The organism is Deltaproteobacteria bacterium (assembly GCA_028818775.1).
GTDB lineage: Bacteria > Desulfobacterota > Binatia > UBA9968 > JAJDTQ01 > JAJDTQ01.
This window is the reverse complement of record JAPPNE010000048.1, coordinates 86,953-103,637: the sequence shown is the minus strand read 5'-3', so window position 1 is coordinate 103,637 and position 16,685 is coordinate 86,953. Positions and strand designations below refer to the sequence as shown.

At 68.0% G+C, this 16,685-nt stretch carries 15 protein-coding genes; all 15 read left to right on the top strand.

Going from position 1 to position 16,685, the window contains the following annotated elements; genetic code table 11:
• The first annotated feature begins 9 nt into the window (after positions 1-9).
• The gene (gene mutL, locus OXU42_05200; GenBank protein MDE0028787.1) at positions 10-1,764 is read left to right on the top strand and encodes a DNA mismatch repair endonuclease MutL; all 1,755 of its coding nucleotides are present in this window, start codon (positions 10-12) and stop codon (positions 1,762-1,764) included.
• Between the two features lie 34 nt (positions 1,765-1,798).
• A complete protein-coding gene (miaA, locus tag OXU42_05195) occupies positions 1,799-2,728 on the top strand; it encodes a tRNA (adenosine(37)-N6)-dimethylallyltransferase MiaA (GenBank protein ID MDE0028786.1) in 930 nt (309 codons plus the stop codon).
• A gap of 210 nt (positions 2,729-2,938) precedes the next feature.
• A complete protein-coding gene (locus OXU42_05190; protein MDE0028785.1) occupies positions 2,939-3,895 on the top strand; it encodes a CoA transferase subunit A in 957 nt (318 codons plus the stop codon).
• On the top strand, positions 3,892-4,653 hold the full coding sequence (locus OXU42_05185) for a hypothetical protein (GenBank protein MDE0028784.1): 762 nt from the start codon (positions 3,892-3,894) through the stop codon (positions 4,651-4,653). The genes OXU42_05190 and OXU42_05185 overlap by 4 nt, the downstream gene beginning before the upstream one ends.
• 12 nt (positions 4,654-4,665) lie before the next feature.
• Positions 4,666-5,622, top strand: coding sequence for a TIGR03619 family F420-dependent LLM class oxidoreductase (locus tag OXU42_05180; protein MDE0028783.1), 957 nt, complete (start codon positions 4,666-4,668; stop codon positions 5,620-5,622).
• Between the two features lie 2 nt (positions 5,623-5,624).
• On the top strand, positions 5,625-6,518 hold the full coding sequence (locus OXU42_05175) for a xanthine dehydrogenase family protein subunit M (GenBank protein MDE0028782.1): 894 nt from the start codon (positions 5,625-5,627) through the stop codon (positions 6,516-6,518).
• Positions 6,515-7,012 carry a (2Fe-2S)-binding protein gene (locus OXU42_05170; GenBank protein MDE0028781.1) on the top strand — a complete coding sequence of 166 codons (498 nt, stop codon included), beginning with the start codon at positions 6,515-6,517 and terminating at the stop codon, positions 7,010-7,012. The genes OXU42_05175 and OXU42_05170 overlap by 4 nt, the downstream gene beginning before the upstream one ends.
• On the top strand, positions 7,009-8,334 hold the full coding sequence (locus tag OXU42_05165; GenBank protein MDE0028780.1) for a molybdopterin-dependent oxidoreductase: 1,326 nt from the start codon (positions 7,009-7,011) through the stop codon (positions 8,332-8,334). Before OXU42_05170 ends, OXU42_05165 begins: the two co-directional genes overlap by 4 nt.
• A 20-nt stretch (positions 8,335-8,354) precedes the next feature.
• Complete coding sequence (locus OXU42_05160) at positions 8,355-9,368, top strand: molybdopterin-dependent oxidoreductase (protein MDE0028779.1); 1,014 nt, start codon at positions 8,355-8,357, stop codon at positions 9,366-9,368.
• A gap of 32 nt (positions 9,369-9,400) precedes the next feature.
• Entirely contained in the window at positions 9,401-10,090 is a 690-nt protein-coding gene (locus OXU42_05155; protein ID MDE0028778.1) for an Asp/Glu racemase, read from the top strand.
• An 11-nt stretch (positions 10,091-10,101) separates the two neighbouring features.
• On the top strand, positions 10,102-10,974 hold the full coding sequence (locus tag OXU42_05150; protein MDE0028777.1) for a DUF6282 family protein: 873 nt from the start codon (positions 10,102-10,104) through the stop codon (positions 10,972-10,974).
• Between the two features lie 165 nt (positions 10,975-11,139).
• Positions 11,140-12,174 carry a cysteine synthase A gene (cysK, locus tag OXU42_05145; GenBank protein ID MDE0028776.1) on the top strand — a complete coding sequence of 345 codons (1,035 nt, stop codon included), beginning with the start codon at positions 11,140-11,142 and terminating at the stop codon, positions 12,172-12,174.
• A gap of 130 nt (positions 12,175-12,304) precedes the next feature.
• Positions 12,305-13,540: a threonine synthase gene (gene thrC / locus OXU42_05140; GenBank protein MDE0028775.1), complete on the top strand. Its 1,236-nt coding sequence runs from the start codon at positions 12,305-12,307 to the stop codon at positions 13,538-13,540.
• A 158-nt stretch (positions 13,541-13,698) separates the two neighbouring features.
• A complete protein-coding gene (locus OXU42_05135; protein ID MDE0028774.1) occupies positions 13,699-15,066 on the top strand; it encodes a UbiD family decarboxylase in 1,368 nt (455 codons plus the stop codon).
• 4 nt (positions 15,067-15,070) lie between these two features.
• Positions 15,071-16,657, top strand: coding sequence for a UbiD family decarboxylase (locus OXU42_05130; GenBank protein MDE0028773.1), 1,587 nt, complete (start codon positions 15,071-15,073; stop codon positions 16,655-16,657).
• Positions 16,658-16,685 lie beyond the last annotated feature (28 nt).

Sequence of the window (16,685 nt, the reverse complement as noted above, 5' to 3'; positions counted from 1 at the left end):
GCGCGTGTCATGAAGATCGCGGTGCTGCCCGACAACCTGATCGACCGCATCGCCGCCGGCGAAGTGGTGGAACGGCCGGCGTCCGTGGTGAAGGAACTGTTGGACAACGCCCTTGACGCCGGGGCCACGGAAATCTCCGTGCTCGTGGAAGGCAACGGCACCTCCCTCATCCGGGTGAGCGACGACGGCGAGGGGGTGGCCGCGGAAGACGTTTCCCTGGCCTTCGAGCGCCATTCCACCAGCAAGATCAGGGACGAGGCCGACCTCGCGGCCATCGCCACCATGGGCTTCCGCGGCGAGGCGCTGCCCAGCATCGCCTCGGTGGCCTCGGTGGAGATGGTTTCGCGCCCCGCGTCCGAGGAGGCGGGCTGCCGCTACCGGGTGGAGAACGGCCGCAAGGGCGTTCCCACGGCCGCCGGCTGTCCCGTGGGCACCACGGTCGAGGTGCGCGACCTCTTCTTCCACGTGCCCGCGCGCCTCAAGTTCATGAAGGCGCCGCGCACCGAGATCAAGTACGTGACCGACGTGGTCAACCGCACGGCGCTGGCGCACCCGTCGGTGCACTTCCGCCTGCATCACGGCGGCAAGCGCCTGGCGGACTACGTCGCCACGACGCGTCTCCAGGACCGCGTGCGCCAAGTGTTCGGCGACGCCGGAAGTGATCTGGCCCCGTTCTCGCTGAACGGCGAGCACGTGCTCTGCACCGGTTTCGCCAGCCAGGCGCCCAAATCCTTCGGCAACTCCCGCTACATGGTGAGCTTCGTCAACCGCCGCTTCGTGCGCGACCGGCTGTTGAACCACGCCATGCTCAAGGCCTACGACACGCTGCTCATGAAGGGGCGCTACCCGGCGACGATCCTCTACCTGGAGATCCCCCACGCATACGTGGACGTGAACGTGCACCCGGCCAAGACCGAGGTGCGCTTCCGGCGCCAGTCCGAGCTTTACGAAACCGTGCTGCACGCGGTGCGCGGGGGTTTGAGGGAGGCGGCTGAAGGCGTGGTGCCGGCGCCGCCCGGCGAAGCGCGGCCGGCGCTGCCTCCCGTCGGTGGCGTCAACGAATCGCCGCTACCCTACCACGCGGGCAAGAACCAACCGGTGCTGCCGCTGGGCCCGCGCCGCGCCCTTCAGGACGCGGCCGGACTCTCGACGCCCGCGCCGCCGACGGCCGCGGAGCCCGGCCCCTTTGCGTCGCTGACCGTGGTGGGGCAGGTGCTGGGTTGCTACATCCTGTGCCAGGGCGGCCCGGGAATGGTGCTTATCGACCAGCACGCCGCGCACGAGCGCATCGCCTACCAGCGCATGCACGAGGATCTGGAGCAGGGACGCATCGAACGCCAGGAACTGCTGATGCCGCAGATCCTGGAGTTGCCGGTTACCGAGGCCTTGGTGCTGGAGGAGCACCTGGGCACGCTGGAGCGTGCGGGGTTCACGCTGGAGCCGTTCGGCCGCAACACCTTCTCGCTCAGGGCGGTGCCGGCGCTCCTGGCCCAGGGCGACTACCGCGACGCCGTGCGCGCCATCGTCAGCGACCTCGCCGAGACCGGCCACTCGGCGGAATTGCACCGGGGCTTCCAGGAGCGGCTGATGACCATCGCGTGCCACAGCGTCATCCGCGCCAACCGCGCGCTCGAAAAGGAAGAGATGGAGGCGCTGCTGCGCGAGCTCGACCGCACCGAGTTCGCCACCCAGTGCCCCCACGGCCGCCCGGTCATGGTGCAGTTCAGCCGCGGCCAGTTGGAGCGCATGTTCCGCCGAGCCTGACCGGGCCGGGCATCGTGCCCGCCGCAATGCCATCATGACGGCCGCCAAACCCAGGATCGTGTGCATCGTGGGCGCCACCGGCGTGGGCAAGACCGACGTGGCCCTGGATGTTGCGGAGCGTCTCGATGCGGAGATCGTCAGCGCCGACTCCATGCAGGTGTACCGCTACATGGACATCGGCACGGCCAAGCCCACGTCGGAGCAGCGGCGGCGGGTGCCGCACCACCTGCTGGACGTGGTGGACCCGGACGAGGACTTCAACGCGGCGCTGTTCAGGGAGCGCGCTCTGGCTGCCATCGAGGGCATACACGCGCGCGGGCGCAACGTGTTGGTGGCCGGCGGCACCGGACTGTACGTGAAGGCGCTGACGCGGGGCCTCTTCGAGGGGCCGGCCCGGGATGCGGCGCTCCGCGCCGACCTGGAACGGGCCGCGGCAGAGCACGGCGTCGGCCACCTCTTCGAGCGGCTCGAACGCGTGGACCCGGAAGCGGCGCGGCGCATTGAGCCGCGGGACCGGGTGCGCATCGTGCGCGCGTTGGAGGTTCACGCGCACACGGGCCGGCCGTTGAGCGAATGGCAGCGCGCCCATGGTTTTGGCGACCGTCCCTTCGACGTGCTCGGAGTGGCGCTGGAGCGGCCGCGCACGGAACTCTACGAGCGCATCGACCGGCGCTGTGCCGAGATGCTGGCGGCCGGCCTGCTCGACGAGACACGGGTGCTGCTGGAGCGAGGCTATCACGCGGGCCTGCGCAGCATGCAGAGCGTCGGCTACCGCCAGGCGGTGCAGTGTCTCGCCGGCCATCTCGACGAGTCCGCCATGCTGGCCGCCATGCAGCAGGCGACCCGGCGTCTGGCCAAGCGCCAGCTCACGTGGTTTCGCGCCGACCCTGGTCTCAAATGGCTTCACCCCGAACGCACCGACGCCATCGGCGAGCTTTGCGCTCGCTTTCTGGTCGGGCATTAGTGGCCTGTTACAGGCCACCAATTGGACCAAGCCATCCCTGGAGCGTCGTGCTCGTCCGCATGGATCAGCGTCCCGGTAGAGTTGACTGAATCCGGGTAAGGTGTTAGCAGCCGTGAGCATGGCGGAGCGCACAACGGACACGATGCAGACTCCTGATTATCCCGGCTCCGACAGCCTCACCGGAGGGTCGCGAGGAGGCGCTCTCTCCTTATGAAGTCGGCTGATTTCGTGGAAGCCCGGAGGCGGCTCGAGGCGAAGCCCCAGTCCACGGGCGACAAGCGCACCACCCTGACAGAGGCGGTCCGAAAGGTCCGCGACGGCGACCATATCGCCATCGGCGGCTGCCTCTTCTCGCGCAGCCCGCTGGCGGCGCTCATGGAGGTCCTCCGCCAGGGACGGCGCGGCCTCACCCTGTCGCGCAACCTCATGTGTTACGAGGGCGAGCTGTTCATGGCGTCCAAGGCCGTGGACGGCCTCATGACCAGTTGGTTCGACATCGCGCTACCTTGGGGCCTGTCCCTCAAGCTGCGCGAGGAGGTGGAAGGCGGACGCATCCGCTTCGAGGAATGGAGCCATCTGGGGCTCGGGCTGCGCTACCGCGCCGGCGCCATGGGGGTGCCGTTCCTGCCCACCCTCACCATGCTGGGCTCGGACCTCATGGGCGTGACCGATACCAAGACCATGGAGTGCCCGTTCACCGGGGAGACCTTGTGCCTGGTGCCGGCCCTGTTCCCGGAGGTGGCGTTGCTCCACGTGCACCGCGCCGACCGCTTCGGCAACTGCCAGATCGACGGCTATCCGCACATGGACACGGATATCGCCAAGGCCGCCGCCACCGTCATCGTCACGGCCGAGGAGATCGTCGACGAGGAGGAGATCCGCCGCCAGCCGGACCGCACGGTGATCCCGGGGCTCGTGGTGGACGCGGTGGTGGAGATGGCCTACGGTTCCTTCCCGCACGAATGCTACGGCCTCTACGAGGCCGACTTCGCCCACTTCGAGGCCTATACCGACGCCGTCAAGGCGCGCGGCACCGGCGCCGTCAACGACTACCTGGAGCGCTACGTCCACGGCGTTTCCGGCCACGAGCAGTATCTGGCGCTCTTCGGCGAAGAGGCGCTGGAACGCCAACGGCGCTGCGCCGAGGAGCTTCTGGGGCCGCGATGAGCTACTCGGACACCGAGCTTCTGGCCGTGGTCGCGGCGCGCCAGCTCGCCGGCGTCACCTCCGTGTTCGCCGGAGTGGGCGTGCCCCTGGTGGCCGCGGTGCTGGCGCAGAAGACGCGTGCGCCGCAGCTCGTCATCGTGGTGGAAGGCGGCAGCATGGGGCCGCGCATGGTGCCCGGACGGCTGCCGTACTCCACCAACGAGATGCGCACCGCGCCGCGGGCGCAGATGCTGCCGGGCATCACCGACACGTTCCTGTTCGCGCAGCGGGGGTTCCTCGACGTGGGTTTCGTGGGCGGCGCGCAGATCGACCCCTACGGCAACCTCAACTCCAGCGTCATCGGCGGCTACGAGCGTCCCAAGGTGCGCCTGCCCGGCAGCGGCGGCGCCAACGATATCATCTCGTTGTGCCGCCGGGTCATGGTGGTGACCATGCACGAGCGGCGCCGCTTCGTACCGAAGGTGGACTTCGTGACCAGTCCGGGCTTTCTGTCGGGCGGCGACTCGCGCCGTGACGCCGGGCTCGTCTTCGGCACCGTGAGCCGCATCGTCACCCACCTGGGCACCCTGGCGTTCGATCCGCAGAGCCGGCGCCTGCAACTGGAGAGCCTCCACCCCGGGGTCACCGTCCAGCAGGTGCGGGACAATACAGGTTTCGAGCTGCCGGCGCCCGAGCACGTCCCGGTGACCGAGCCGCCCAGCGCCGAGGAACTGGAGACCCTTCGCAGCATCGACCCCGAGAGGAATTTCCTCGGGTAGGAGAAACAACGCATGCCGGTACAGTTTGGCGTCGCCATTCGAAATTTCGTCGGTCCGGGCGAGACCCCGGACGTGGAGGGGTTGCTGCGCTACGCGGAGCGCGCCGAGGAACTGGGCTTCGAGTCGCTGTGGGCCTGGGACCATATCCTGCTGGGCGTGGACCCGAGCTTCCCGGTGCTGGACTCCCTGACCATCCTTACGGCCATCGCGGTGCGCACCAAGCGCGTTCGCCTGGGCACCGGCGTGATGGTGCTGCCGCTGCGCAACCCGGTGGTGGCGGCCAAGGTGTTGGGCAGCCTGGACCAGATCTCCAACGGGCGCCTGCTCCTGGGGGCCGCCTCCGGCTGGTACGCGCGCGAGTTCGACGCGGTGGGCATCTCCTTCAAGGACCGCGGCCGTATCTTCGAGCGCAACCTCGACCTGCTGGTGCGGCTGTGGACCGAGGATTTCGTCACCGAGCAGGTGGACGAGTTGAACCTGCGCTCGGCCGTGCTCCTGCCCAAGCCGGTGCAGAAGCCCCATCCGCCCATCCTGATCGGCGGCTACATCGACCGCGTGCTGCGGCGCGCCGGGCGCAAGGGCGACGGCTGGCTGACCTACTTCTACACGCCCGAGGGTTTCACCAAGAGCTGGGCCAAGGTACTGGACGCCGCCGAGAAGGCCGGCCGCGATCCCTCGAAGCTCACGGCCACCAACCAGTTGGCCATCTATGTCGGGCCGCCCCGCGAGGAAGCCGACGCGCCCATGCGCCACTGGCTCTCCACCGAGTGGGACATCGCCAAGTGGAGCGACTCGACCATCGAGCACGCCATCCGCGGCACCGTGGACGAATGCGTGGAGCAGCTCCAGGCCCACGTGGACGCGGGCGTGCACCGGATCATCCTGATCCCGTACCGGTACCAGCCGGAGCAGGTGGAGATCATCGCCTCGGAGGTGATCCCCAAGCTGACCGATCGCCCGGGGACCTGACCATGCGTTTCGACTACTTCGAGCCGACCTCGCTCGACGAAGCGGGCGCCCTCCTGCGCGAGGGAGGGGGGGCGCGCAAGCCCCTTGCCGGAGGCACCGATATCGTCATACAGTTGCGCCGCCGCGCGGCGCAATGCCAGGGGCTGGTGAACCTCAAGCGCATACCCGGTCTCGCCGACTGGTGTTGCGCGCGCGACGGCGGTCTGCACATCGGCGCGTGCACGCCCATGCGCGACCTGGAGACCGCGGCGGCCGTGGCGGGCGGCTATCCCTCGCTGTTCGAGGCGATTCGAGTGGTGGGATCGTTGCAGTTGAGAAACATCGCGAGCGTGGGCGGCAACCTGTGCAACGCCTCGCCGTCGGCCGACACGGCGCCGCCGCTGATGGTGCTGGATGCGATGGCAAGCTACCGGACGGATGATGGCGCCGAGCAGAGCGTGCCGGTGGAGGACTTCTTCGCGGGACCGGGGGCCTCGGTGCTGGGGAACGCGGGGCTGCTGCTGTCGGTGGACGTGCCCGAGCCGGCGCCGCATAGCGGTGACGCCTTCGAGCGCTTCACGCCGCGCTCGGCCATGGACATCGCCATCGCCAGTGCGGCGGCCGCGGTGACCCTGGACACGGACGGCCAGCGGGTGGAGGCGGTGCGCATCGCACTGGGGGCGGTGGCGCCCACGCCCATCCGCGCGGTGCGAGCGGAGGAACTGGTACGCGAGAAGGAGCCCACGCCGGAGCTGTTGCAACAGGCCGGTAACGCCGCCATGGAGGAATGCAACCCCATCGACGACATCCGCGGCACGGCGGCGTACCGAAAGGAGTTGGTGCGCATCCTCGTCGGGCGGGTGCTGCGCCGGGCGGTGGAGAGGGCGCGCGGCGACGGCGGGACGGAGACGCCATGAAACAGCGGTATGTTTTCCGGGTGAACGGCCGGGACCTGGAAGCGGAAGCCGGCGCCCACGAGTCTCTGCTGGACGTGCTGCGCGAAAACCTTCGGCTCACCGGCAGCAAGAAGGGCTGCAACGAGGCCGAGTGCGGATCGTGCACGGTGCTGCTGGACGGCCGGCCGGTGGTTTCCTGCCTGGTGCTCGTGCCCGACGCGGCGGACCGGGACATCGTCACCGTCGAGGCGCTGGCCGAGGAAGGCGTTCCGCACCCGATCCAACGCCAGATGGTGGAGCAGGGCGGCGTTCAGTGCGGCTACTGCACCCCCGGCATGATCATGAGCGCGTATGCCTTGCTGCGGGACAACCCGGACCCCACCGACGAGGAGATCCGTTTCGCCATCTCCGGCAACATTTGCCGCTGCACGGGATACGGCAAGATCGTCAAGGCCGTGCGGGCGGCGGCCCTCGAAATGAAGGAACAGTCAGGGAACGGAGGTGCTGCGTCATGAGCGAAGACCCCTCCACGGAGACCGCGGAAGAGACCCGGGACGCGTATCACTGGATCGGCAAGAACGTCACCAAGCCCGACGCCCTCGAAAAGGCCCTTGGCGCCACCGAGTACGTGGGCGACATGGTGGTGCCAGGCATGCTCCACGGCAAGATCCTGTGGGCGGACACGCCGCACGCGGTGATCAAGCGCATCGAGACCGAGGAGGCCGCGCGGGTTCCCGGGGTCCATGCCGTGCTCACCTCCAAGGACGTGCCGGGCAGCAACCGCTTCGGACTGGCGGTGCTGGACCAGTGCGCGCTGGCGGAAGAAAAGGTGCGCTCGGTGGGGGACGCCGTGGCGCTGGTGGCGGCCGAGGACGAGGAGGCGGCGGAAGAGGCGGTGTCGAAGATCAAGGTGCACATAGAGCACCTGCGGCCGATCCTCACCTACGCGGACGCGCTGGACCCCGATGCGCCCAAGATCCACGAAGGCGGCAACGTCTTCCAGCACACGACGGTGCGCAAGGGCGACCTGGACAAGGGCGTCCGGGAGTCCGCCGTGATCGTGGAGAACGCCTACCACACGCACCGCATGGACCATGTCCCGATGGAGCCCGAAGCGGGACTGGCCTACGTCGATCCGTCGGGCGTGCTCAACATCCTGGTGGGGACCCAGTACCCGTACCGCGACCGCCGGCAGATCGCGCCCGCGCTGGGGCTGCCCATGAACAAGGTGCGCGTGGTCCAGGCGCCCATCGGCGGCGGCTTCGGGCGCAAGGACGACATCACCGCCGAGATCCACGTGGGGCTGCTGGCGCTCAAGACGCGCCGCCCGGTGCGCCTGGTCTACACCCGCGAGGAGTCGCTCGTCGCCAACACCAAGCGCCACCCCATGGCCATGAACTTCCGCACCGGCGCCGACGCCGACGGACGGCTCACCTTCCTCGACGCCGACATCTACGGCGACACCGGCGCGGGAGTTTCCCTGGGCGCGTACGTCATCAAGAAGGCGGGCATCCACGCCACCGGCCCCTACGACGTGCCCAACATCCGCGTGGACACCTACACGCTCTACACCAACAACCTCACCTCCGGGGCCATGCGCGGCTTCGGGGTGATGCAGGCGGCGGTGGCTCACGAGTCCCAGATGGATCAGTTGGCCCACAAGCTGGGCATGTCGCCGCTGGAGTTCCGCTTGAAGAACTGCCTCAAGCCGGGCCTGGCCTCCTCCACCGGACAGGTGATGAACGAGGGTTGCGGCATCGAGGCGACGCTGCAGCGGATCAAGGACTACATGGGCGCGCACGACCTGCGCTTCAACCGGCCCGAGGCCGCGTCGTGAGACGGATGGGTTGAACGGCCATGGCAATCAGAAAAGGCTTGGGCATCGGCTCCATGTACTACGGCATCGGCTACGGTTTCAGCCGGGCCGACATCGGCTCGGCCGAGATCGAAATGGCCGAGGACGGCACCACCACGGTGTACTCGGGCGCCTGCGACATGGGCCAGGGGGTCATGACCGTGGTCACCCAGGTGGCCGCGGAAGAGCTGGGCATCGAGCCCGACCAGATCCGCGTGGTGGCGGCGGACACCGGCAGCACACCCGACGCCGGTCCCACCTCGGGCAGCCGCGCCACCTTCGTCCAGGGGGTGGCGGTGCAGAACGCCGCGGCGGAGCTGCGGGAGCAGATCCTCGACATGGCGTCGCGCATGCTGGAGTGCCCGAAGGAGAACCTCGTGGTGCGGCGCGGGCAGGTATGCGAGATCGAATCGGGTAGCGAGATGGTGTCCGTGGGCAAGGTGGCGCACCAACTCCACTTCCACGGCCGGCGTGCGGCCGCCTGGGGGTGGCACGACAACACCACCGCGGACGTGGACCCGGAGACCTCCCAGGGGGACGCCTATGCCACCTACGGCTGGGCGACCCAACTGGCCGAGGTGGAGGTGGACACCGAGACCGGGCGCGTGCGCCTCACCAAGCTGGTGTCGGCCACCGACGCGGGCAAGGCCATCAACCCGGTGGCGGTGGAAGGGCAGATCGAAGGCGGCGCCACCATGGGGCTGGGCTACGGCCTCTACGAGCAGCACATCCTGGAGGGCGGCATCCCGCGCACGAACTCGCTGGCATTCTACCTCGTGCCCACCGCCATGGACGTTCCCGACATCGAGTGCGAGATCGTGGAGGTGCCCGATCCCCGGGGGCCGTTCGGCGCCAAGGGCGTGGCCGAGCCGGCCACCATCCCCACCACGCCGGCGATCCTGAACGCCATCCACGACGCCATCGGCATCCGCATCACCGAAACCCCCATCACGCCCGAGCGGGTCTTCTTCGCCATCCAGGAGGCCCGGGCCCGGGGCGAGTTCGAGGAAGACTGACAGGCGGACAGGCGGGACAAGGAGACGGCACATTGGCGCAACGGGTAGGATTGCTCATCCCATCGTCGAACACGGTCATGGAGGTGGACTTCTACCGCCACCTGCCGGCATCGGCCACGGTGCACCCGGGACGGATGTACATGGAGGCCACCACCGTGAAGGGCGAGGAAGAGATGCTCGACGATCACTGCCTGCCCACCGCCGGCGACGTGGCCACCGCCAAGCCGGACGTGGTGGTCTTCGGCTGCACCAGCGCCGGGGCGCTCCGGGGCAACGATTACGACGCCGATCTGTGCCGCCGGATCTCGGAGGTCACCGGCAAGCCCACCGTCAGCGTCATCGAGTCGGTGCGGCGCAAGCTCATGGGGCTGGAGGTGCGGCGGGTGGCGGTGATCACGCCCTACATCGAGGACCTCAACGTGCGCATCAAGGCCAGCGTGGAAGACGACGGCATCGAGGTGGCGTCGATCCACGGCATGGGCATCAGCGTCAACTTCAACTTGGCGCTGGTGGAGCCGCCGGAGATCCTGGCCTTCGCCCGGGAGAAGCTCGGCGCGACCCCGGCCGTGGACGCACTGTTCATCTCCTGCACCAACTTCCAGGCGGTGGCGACGCTGCCGCAACTCAAGGCGGCGTATGACATGCCCATCGTCACCAGCAACCAGGCCGCCCTCGAGGCCGTGGGCCGCGAACTGGGCCTGGAGCTGGTGGACATGGGTTGAGGAGGAATGACATGGAATTCATGAAGCTCGACGGCGCCGTGGACTTGCACGTGCACTCGTATCCCTGCGTGTTCCAGCGGCGGGTGGACGACCGTGAGGCCGTCAAGGCGGCCTCGGACGCGGGCATGGGGGCCATTGTGCTGAAGTGTCATCACGAGAGCACGGTAAGCCGCGCCTATCTCATCCAGCAGGAGTTCCCGGACATCAAGGTGTTCGGCGGCGTCGTGATGAACCAGTTCGTCGGCGGCATCAATCCGGCCGCGGCCGAGGTGGGGCTGCGGCTCGGCGCCAAGGAGATCTGGATGCCCACCATCGACGCGGCGCATCACGTCGACGTCCATGGCGCCCGCGGCAGCTACGACACCCAGACCAGCGGCGCGGACTTCGTGTGGGGCGAGCCCATCTCCGCGGTCAAGGACGGCAAGGTGGTGGAGGAAGCCCTGGTGGTGCTGGAGCTCATCGCCAAGTACGACGCCATCCTCGGCACCGCGCACCTTTCACTCGGGGAGATCGAACTGCTCGTGAAGGCGGCCCACGAGCGCGGCGTCAAGAAGATACTCATCACCCATCCCTATTTCCGCGTGCCCGCGGGCATGAACCTCGACTTCCTCAAGCAGATGATGCGCTACGGCGCCCTCGGCGAGTTCGGCTATTGCACCATCTCGCCCATGTGGGCGTACGTGAACCTGGAGTTCACCAAGGGCATCATGGACTCCATGGGCTTCGACAACTGCGTGGTCATGAGCGACACCGGCCAGTCCCACAACCCGCTGCCGCCCGAGGCCCTGTGGCTGTACGCCCAGGGCCTGTACGAGAAGGGAGTCTCGCCGCGCAACGTGGAGAAGCTCATCGTCGACAACCCGCGGGCGATGCTCGGCATCTGACCCTAGTCTCTAGTCGGATGGCGTCCTTCGACTTCGCTTCGCTACGCTCAGGACGAACGGAGAAAGGCTGTCACAACCGCTCGTCCTGAGCGTAGCGAGGGCCACCGAGCGAAGTCGAAGGACGCAAGCTCGGAATTATCGGGAAATGTGTCGGAAAGGACAGCCATGACGGACTGGGCATCCCGGGGACGGATCGCGGAGGACATCACCGAGGCGGCGGGACTGACGCCGCTGCTGCGGTTGCGCAAGGTGGCGGCGGGGCCGCAGACCCTGTGCGGCAAGCTGGAGTTCATGAACCCGTCGTCGAGCCTCAAGGACCGCATCCTGCGGCGCATGGTGCGGAGCGCGGAGGAACGCGGCGACCTCAAGCCCGGCATGACCATCCTGGAGGCCTCCACCGGCAGCACCGGCATCGCCACCTCCATGATCGGCGCGGTGTGCGGCTACCCGGTGGTGGTGGTGATGCCCGAGGGTATGAGCGAGGAGCGCAAGGCCTCCATGCGCGCCTACGGCGCGGAGCTGGTGCTGACGCCCGGGGCGGAGAGCGACGTGGACCTGTGTTTGGAGAAGGTGGAGGAGTTGAAGCGCGCAGAGCCGGACCGCTACTGGGAGCCCGGCCAGTTCTCCAACCGGGACAACATCGCCGCCCACTACGAAACCACCGGGCCGGAGATCTGGCACCAGACCGCCGGCCAAGTGGACGTGTTCGTGGCTTCCCAGGGCAGCGGCGGCACGGTGTCCGGGGTCGGCAAGTTCCTGAAGGAGCAGAACCCGGAAGCGAAGATCTACGCCGTGGAGCCGGAGGAGTGTCCGATCCTGTCCGGCGGCACCTGGGGCCCTCACGCCATCGAGGGCATCGGCGACGGCTTCATCCCGGAGAACCTGGACCTGGACTTCGTGGACGGCGTGGTGACGGTCTCCTCCGAGGACTCCATCGCCATGGCCCGGCGCCTGGCCCGGGAAGAGGGCGTCCTGTGCGGCATCTCGTCCGGCTGCAACGTGGCCGCGGCCAACAAGCTGTCGGCGGCGCTCCCGTCCACGAAGATGATCGTGACCATGATCAACGACACCGGCATGCGCTACTTCTCCACGCCGCTGTTCGGCAAGGACGAGGGCGTGGATATTCCCGACCGCGAGCATCCCATCCGCGAGGAAGACCGCGCCAACCTGGCGCGCCGGAACCTGCACATCGTACGGTAGGATAATTCGTCATTGACATGAAAGTGTCGGATTACGCTTCGCTAATCCGACCTACGGGTCGGCAGGTTACAGCGCCGTACTCGGAGGTAGGTCGGGTTAGCCGAAGGCGTAACCCGACTCCCTGCTGAAGATGCCTCTTCCCGAAAGCCTGACCTGCGTTCTGTGCGGTGCCGCCTACCGGGAAGGTCCCACCCGATACAGTTGCCCCAAGTGCGGCGAGTTGGGGACCTTGCGGGTTTCCTACGACTACGATCGCATCAAGGCGTCAGTGACTCTCTCGGACTTGGCCGCCGCGCCGTTCCTCGATCACTGGCGCTATCTGCCGCTGTTGCCACTTGCGGCCGCCCGGGTCGAGTTCCCCTTGACGGTGGGCGGCACGCCTCTCTATCCCGTGCCGGGACTGCGGAAGGCCCTGGGTCTGGAACGGCTGTGGGTGAAGGACGACACGGCGAATCCCTCCGCTTCCCTCAAGGACCGCGCCAGCTCCGTGGTGCTGCTCAAGGGGCAGGAGTTGGGCCGGCGGGAGTTCGCCGCCGCCTCCACCGGCAACGCGGGGGCGTCGCTGGCGTGCCTTGCCGCGGCCCTGGGACTGCCCTGTCACATCTTCGTGCCCGAGACGGCACCTCGGGCCAAGGTGGCGCAACTCCTGATCTTCGGCGCCGACGTTCTTTCCGTTCGCGGCAGCTATTCCGAAGCCTTCAGCCTCTGTGTCGAGGCGGCCGACCGCTTCGGGTGGTACAACCGCAACACCGGCTACAACCCCTATACCGTGGAGGGTAAGAAGACGGTGGCGCTGGAGATCACCGAGCAGCTCGGCTGGGAGCCGCCCGACACCGTCATCGTCGCCACCGGGGACGGCTGTATCCTGAGCGGCGTCTGGAAGGGGTTCACGGATCTTCACCGGCTGGGATGGATTCCGCGCCTGCCGCGGCTGGTGGCGGCCCAGGCCGAGGGCTCCCAGGCCATCAAGCAGGCCTTCGACGGCGACGGCACCATCAGACCCGTGACCGAGGACACCCTGGCCGACAGCATCAGCGTGGCGCTGCCGCGCAACGGGGCCATGGCGGTGCAGGACCTCCGCGCCTCCGGCGGGATCGCGGTAACGGTGTCGGACGGAGAGATCCTGGAAGCGATGCCGCTTTTGGGCGGGACCGCCGGACTGTTCGCCGAGCCCGCCGCCGCGGCCGCGGTCGCCGCGCTGGTGAAGCTCGTGGAGCGCGGCGACGTCTCGTCCGCGGAGCGCGTCGTCGTCCTGTCCACGGGCCACGGCCTCAAGGACGTGGATGCCGCGCTGCGGGCCGTCGAGGCGCCGGAGCCTTTGGACTGCTCCGTTGATGCGGTGCGGGAGAGAATTGGTAGACCGTGACTCTATGGCGCTGACGCTTCGAAACGTCATTCCCGCGAACGCGGGAATCCAGGGGTGGTGGAGGGATGTCGCGTTAGGTCACACGCTTCACCCGTGCTGGATTCCCGCTTCCGCGGGAATGACGGAGATACGGGAATGAGGAAGGTAAGGAGATTTTCGTGTCACAGGACCTGCAGAGTTTCTTGAAGCGATTGAAAAAGGAGTGCCCTGAGCAGTTCCTCGAGGTCAAGGAGCCGGTGTCCAGGGAATTCGAGGCCACCGCGCTGGTCATGGAGGCCGAACGGTTGCCGTCCTGCCCGGCGGTGATGTTCCGGGACATTGCCGGGAGCGATTTCACCATGGCGGCCAACGTGCTGGCGCACCGTCCGCGGCTGGCCTGGGCTTTCGGCACGTCCGGGGAACGGCTGGTACACGAGTTCAAGGAACGGATCCAGCAGCCGGTGCCGCCCAAGGTGATGGAGGACGCCCCCTTTCAGGAGAACAGTCTACTGGACGACTCCGTGGACCTGGGGCGGCTTCCGATCCTGACCCATTTCGAGCAGGACGGCGGCCCCTACGTGACCGCGGGGCTGGTGGTGGCGCGGGACCCGCAGTCGGGCATGAGCACCGTGGGCTTCCACCGGATGCAGCTCAAGGGGCCGCGCAAGCTGGGAGTCAGCCTCCACTCCCGGCGCCGCATGTTCGAGTACTTCCGGCGGTCGGAGGAGAAGGGCGAATCCCTGGAAGCGGCGGTGTGCATCGGCGTGCACCCGCTGGTCTCTCTGGGTGCGCTGACGCTGCCGCCGGCCGGAACCGAGAAATTCGCGCTCCAGGGCGGGCTGCTGCAAGAGCCCCTTGAGCTCGCGCGCTGCACCACCGTGGACGTCGACGTGCCGCGGTGGTCGGAGATCGTCATCGAGGGACGGATTCTCAAGGACGTGCGCGAGAAGGAGGGGCCGTTCGGCGAGTTCACCGGTTACGCCTCGAGCCGCAGCACCGAGAACGTCTTCGAGGCCACGGCGCTGCACTACCGCAACGGCGCCGTCTACCAGGACATCAACGGCGGCGACAGCATGGAGCACTGCCGCTGCCTGTCCATGCCCCGGGAGGTGGAGTTCACCAACGTGCTGGGTAAGACCATCCCCAACCTCAAGGCGGTGCACGTGCCGGTGCGCTCGGGCATCGGCAGCTTCCACTGCTACGTCTCCATGCGAAAGACCGCCGAGGGGCAGGGCAAGCAGGCCATCTTTAGCGTGCTGGGAGCCGACCACTACGTCAAGCTGGTGGTGGTGGTGGACGACGACGTCGACATCTTCGACGAGGAGCAGGTGCTGTGGGCCATCGCCACCCGGATGCAGGCCAACCGGGACGTCTTCATCGTCGACGAGGCCATGGGCACGCTGCTGGATCCGTCGGCCACCGATGCCATCACCGCGAAGATGGGCATCGACGCCACCAAGCCCCTGGGCGAGTTCGCCTCGACCCTGTCCATCGAGCCGGGCGCGGTGGAGCGGGCGCGGCGGCTCATGGGCAAGCTGACCGGATAGCCGCATGGCGACCTTCCGGACCTTCCTGGATGACCTACGGAACGCCGGCCAGCTCGTCGATGTCCGCAAGCCCGTGGACGTGCGGCATATCGCGGCGCTGGTGGATCAGTCCTCCACCGCGCTGCTGTTCCACCGGGTGCGCGGCTACGAACTGCCCGTCGTCTCCGGGCTGTTGAACGACAGGACGCGGATCGCGCTGTCCGCGAGCTGCGACTACGCGCAGCTGGACCAACGGCTCAGCCGCGCCCTCGATCACCCCGTCGATCCGGTGGAGGTAGACGACGAAGGCGTGCGGGGTTGGTTCCGGGAAGGGGCCGACGTGGACCTTTTCAGCCTCCCGGTGCCGGTCTTTTCCGAGTTCGACGGCGGTCCCACCATTACGGCCGGCGTCACGCTCGCCCGCGACCCGGAATACGGCCTGAACGCCGGCACCTACCGCTTTCAGGTGAAGGAAAGGAACCTCACCGGCATCGACATCGTCACGCCGAACAACCTGCGCAAGCTGGCGGAGAAGGCGCTGGCGGCCAACGCGCCGCTGCCCATCTCCATAAACATCGGCACCCATCCCGTGGAGCTCATGGCGTCGCTCTACAAGGCCCCGCTGGGCGTGAACGAGCTGGGCATCGCCGGCGGCATGATGGGGCGGCCGGTGCGCCTCGGCGCCTGCCGGACCGTGGATGCGCCGTGCCTGGCGGACGCGGAGATCGTGCTCGAGGCGGAGATCCTGCCCACGGGATGGACCCGTCAGGAAGGCCGCTTCGGCGAGATGACGCGCCTCATGGGCGACGTGCACTACAACCCTCACGTGCGCGTGAAGGCCGTCTCGCGCCGCGAGGACGCGATCTACTACGCGCTGCACATGCCCTGGGAGAACATCTGGATCAAGGAGCACGGCTTCCAGGCGGCGCTCAAGCGGGTCCTGGACGCGGCCGGAGTGACCGTGACCGCTGTCAACGTCACCCCGGGAGGCTGCTGCCACTGGCACGCCATCGTCGCGATCCGGAAACAGCCGGGTGATCCCCAGAACGCCATCATGGCGTCGCTGTCGGTGGCGGACCTCAAGCACGTGGTGATCGTCGACGACGACATCGACGTCTTCGACGCCATGGAGGTGGAATGGGCCATGGCCACCCGGGTGCAGGCCGACCGCGACATCACCATCCTCTCGGATGCCCGGTCCAAGCCCCTGGACCCGAGCCTGCCGCTGTCGGACGGCATCCCCACCACCGCCAAGTGCGGCATCGATGCCACGATTCCCGACGACGTCCCCAAGGCGCGCTACCAGCGCATCACCTACCCGTACGCGGATGAGCTGCACCTCGCCGCCTACCTCGGCGAGGCGGAAACCGCCGAGGCTGTTTCGGAGGGCGTGGAAGTTTCCGGCGGAGCCGGCGTTGAAGGCGCGGCCGCGCGGATACGCGAGCTTCTCGCGGCCGGCCCCCGGTACTTCAGCGGCATCGCGCACGAGATTACCGAGGCGGATTTCCAGACCGTGGCGCGCGCCATGGGCGAGCTTCACGCGGCCGGCGAGATCGACCAGGACGCCGAGGGGCGCTACCGGCTGATTGACAGCGTCCAGGGGCTGCGATAACAGCCTGTGGTTCGAAAGGAGACGCTTG

Bases quoted from the DNA above. Each gene is read 5' to 3' on its own strand.
- mutL (MDE0028787.1), top strand. From the start codon at position 10: ATGAAGATCGCGGTGCTGCCCGACAACCTGATCGACCGCATCGCCGCC.
- miaA (MDE0028786.1), top strand. From the start codon at position 1,799: ATGACGGCCGCCAAACCCAGGATCGTGTGCATCGTGGGCGCCACCGGC.
- OXU42_05190 (MDE0028785.1), top strand. From the start codon at position 2,939: ATGAAGTCGGCTGATTTCGTGGAAGCCCGGAGGCGGCTCGAGGCGAAG.
- OXU42_05185 (MDE0028784.1), top strand. From the start codon at position 3,892: ATGAGCTACTCGGACACCGAGCTTCTGGCCGTGGTCGCGGCGCGCCAG.
- OXU42_05180 (MDE0028783.1), top strand. From the start codon at position 4,666: ATGCCGGTACAGTTTGGCGTCGCCATTCGAAATTTCGTCGGTCCGGGC.
- OXU42_05175 (MDE0028782.1), top strand. From the start codon at position 5,625: ATGCGTTTCGACTACTTCGAGCCGACCTCGCTCGACGAAGCGGGCGCC.
- OXU42_05170 (MDE0028781.1), top strand. From the start codon at position 6,515: ATGAAACAGCGGTATGTTTTCCGGGTGAACGGCCGGGACCTGGAAGCG.
- OXU42_05165 (MDE0028780.1), top strand. From the start codon at position 7,009: ATGAGCGAAGACCCCTCCACGGAGACCGCGGAAGAGACCCGGGACGCG.
- OXU42_05160 (MDE0028779.1), top strand. From the start codon at position 8,355: ATGGCAATCAGAAAAGGCTTGGGCATCGGCTCCATGTACTACGGCATC.
- OXU42_05150 (MDE0028777.1), top strand. From the start codon at position 10,102: ATGGAATTCATGAAGCTCGACGGCGCCGTGGACTTGCACGTGCACTCG.
- cysK (MDE0028776.1), top strand. From the start codon at position 11,140: ATGACGGACTGGGCATCCCGGGGACGGATCGCGGAGGACATCACCGAG.
- thrC (MDE0028775.1), top strand. From the start codon at position 12,305: ATGCCTCTTCCCGAAAGCCTGACCTGCGTTCTGTGCGGTGCCGCCTAC.
- OXU42_05130 (MDE0028773.1), top strand. From the start codon at position 15,071: ATGGCGACCTTCCGGACCTTCCTGGATGACCTACGGAACGCCGGCCAG.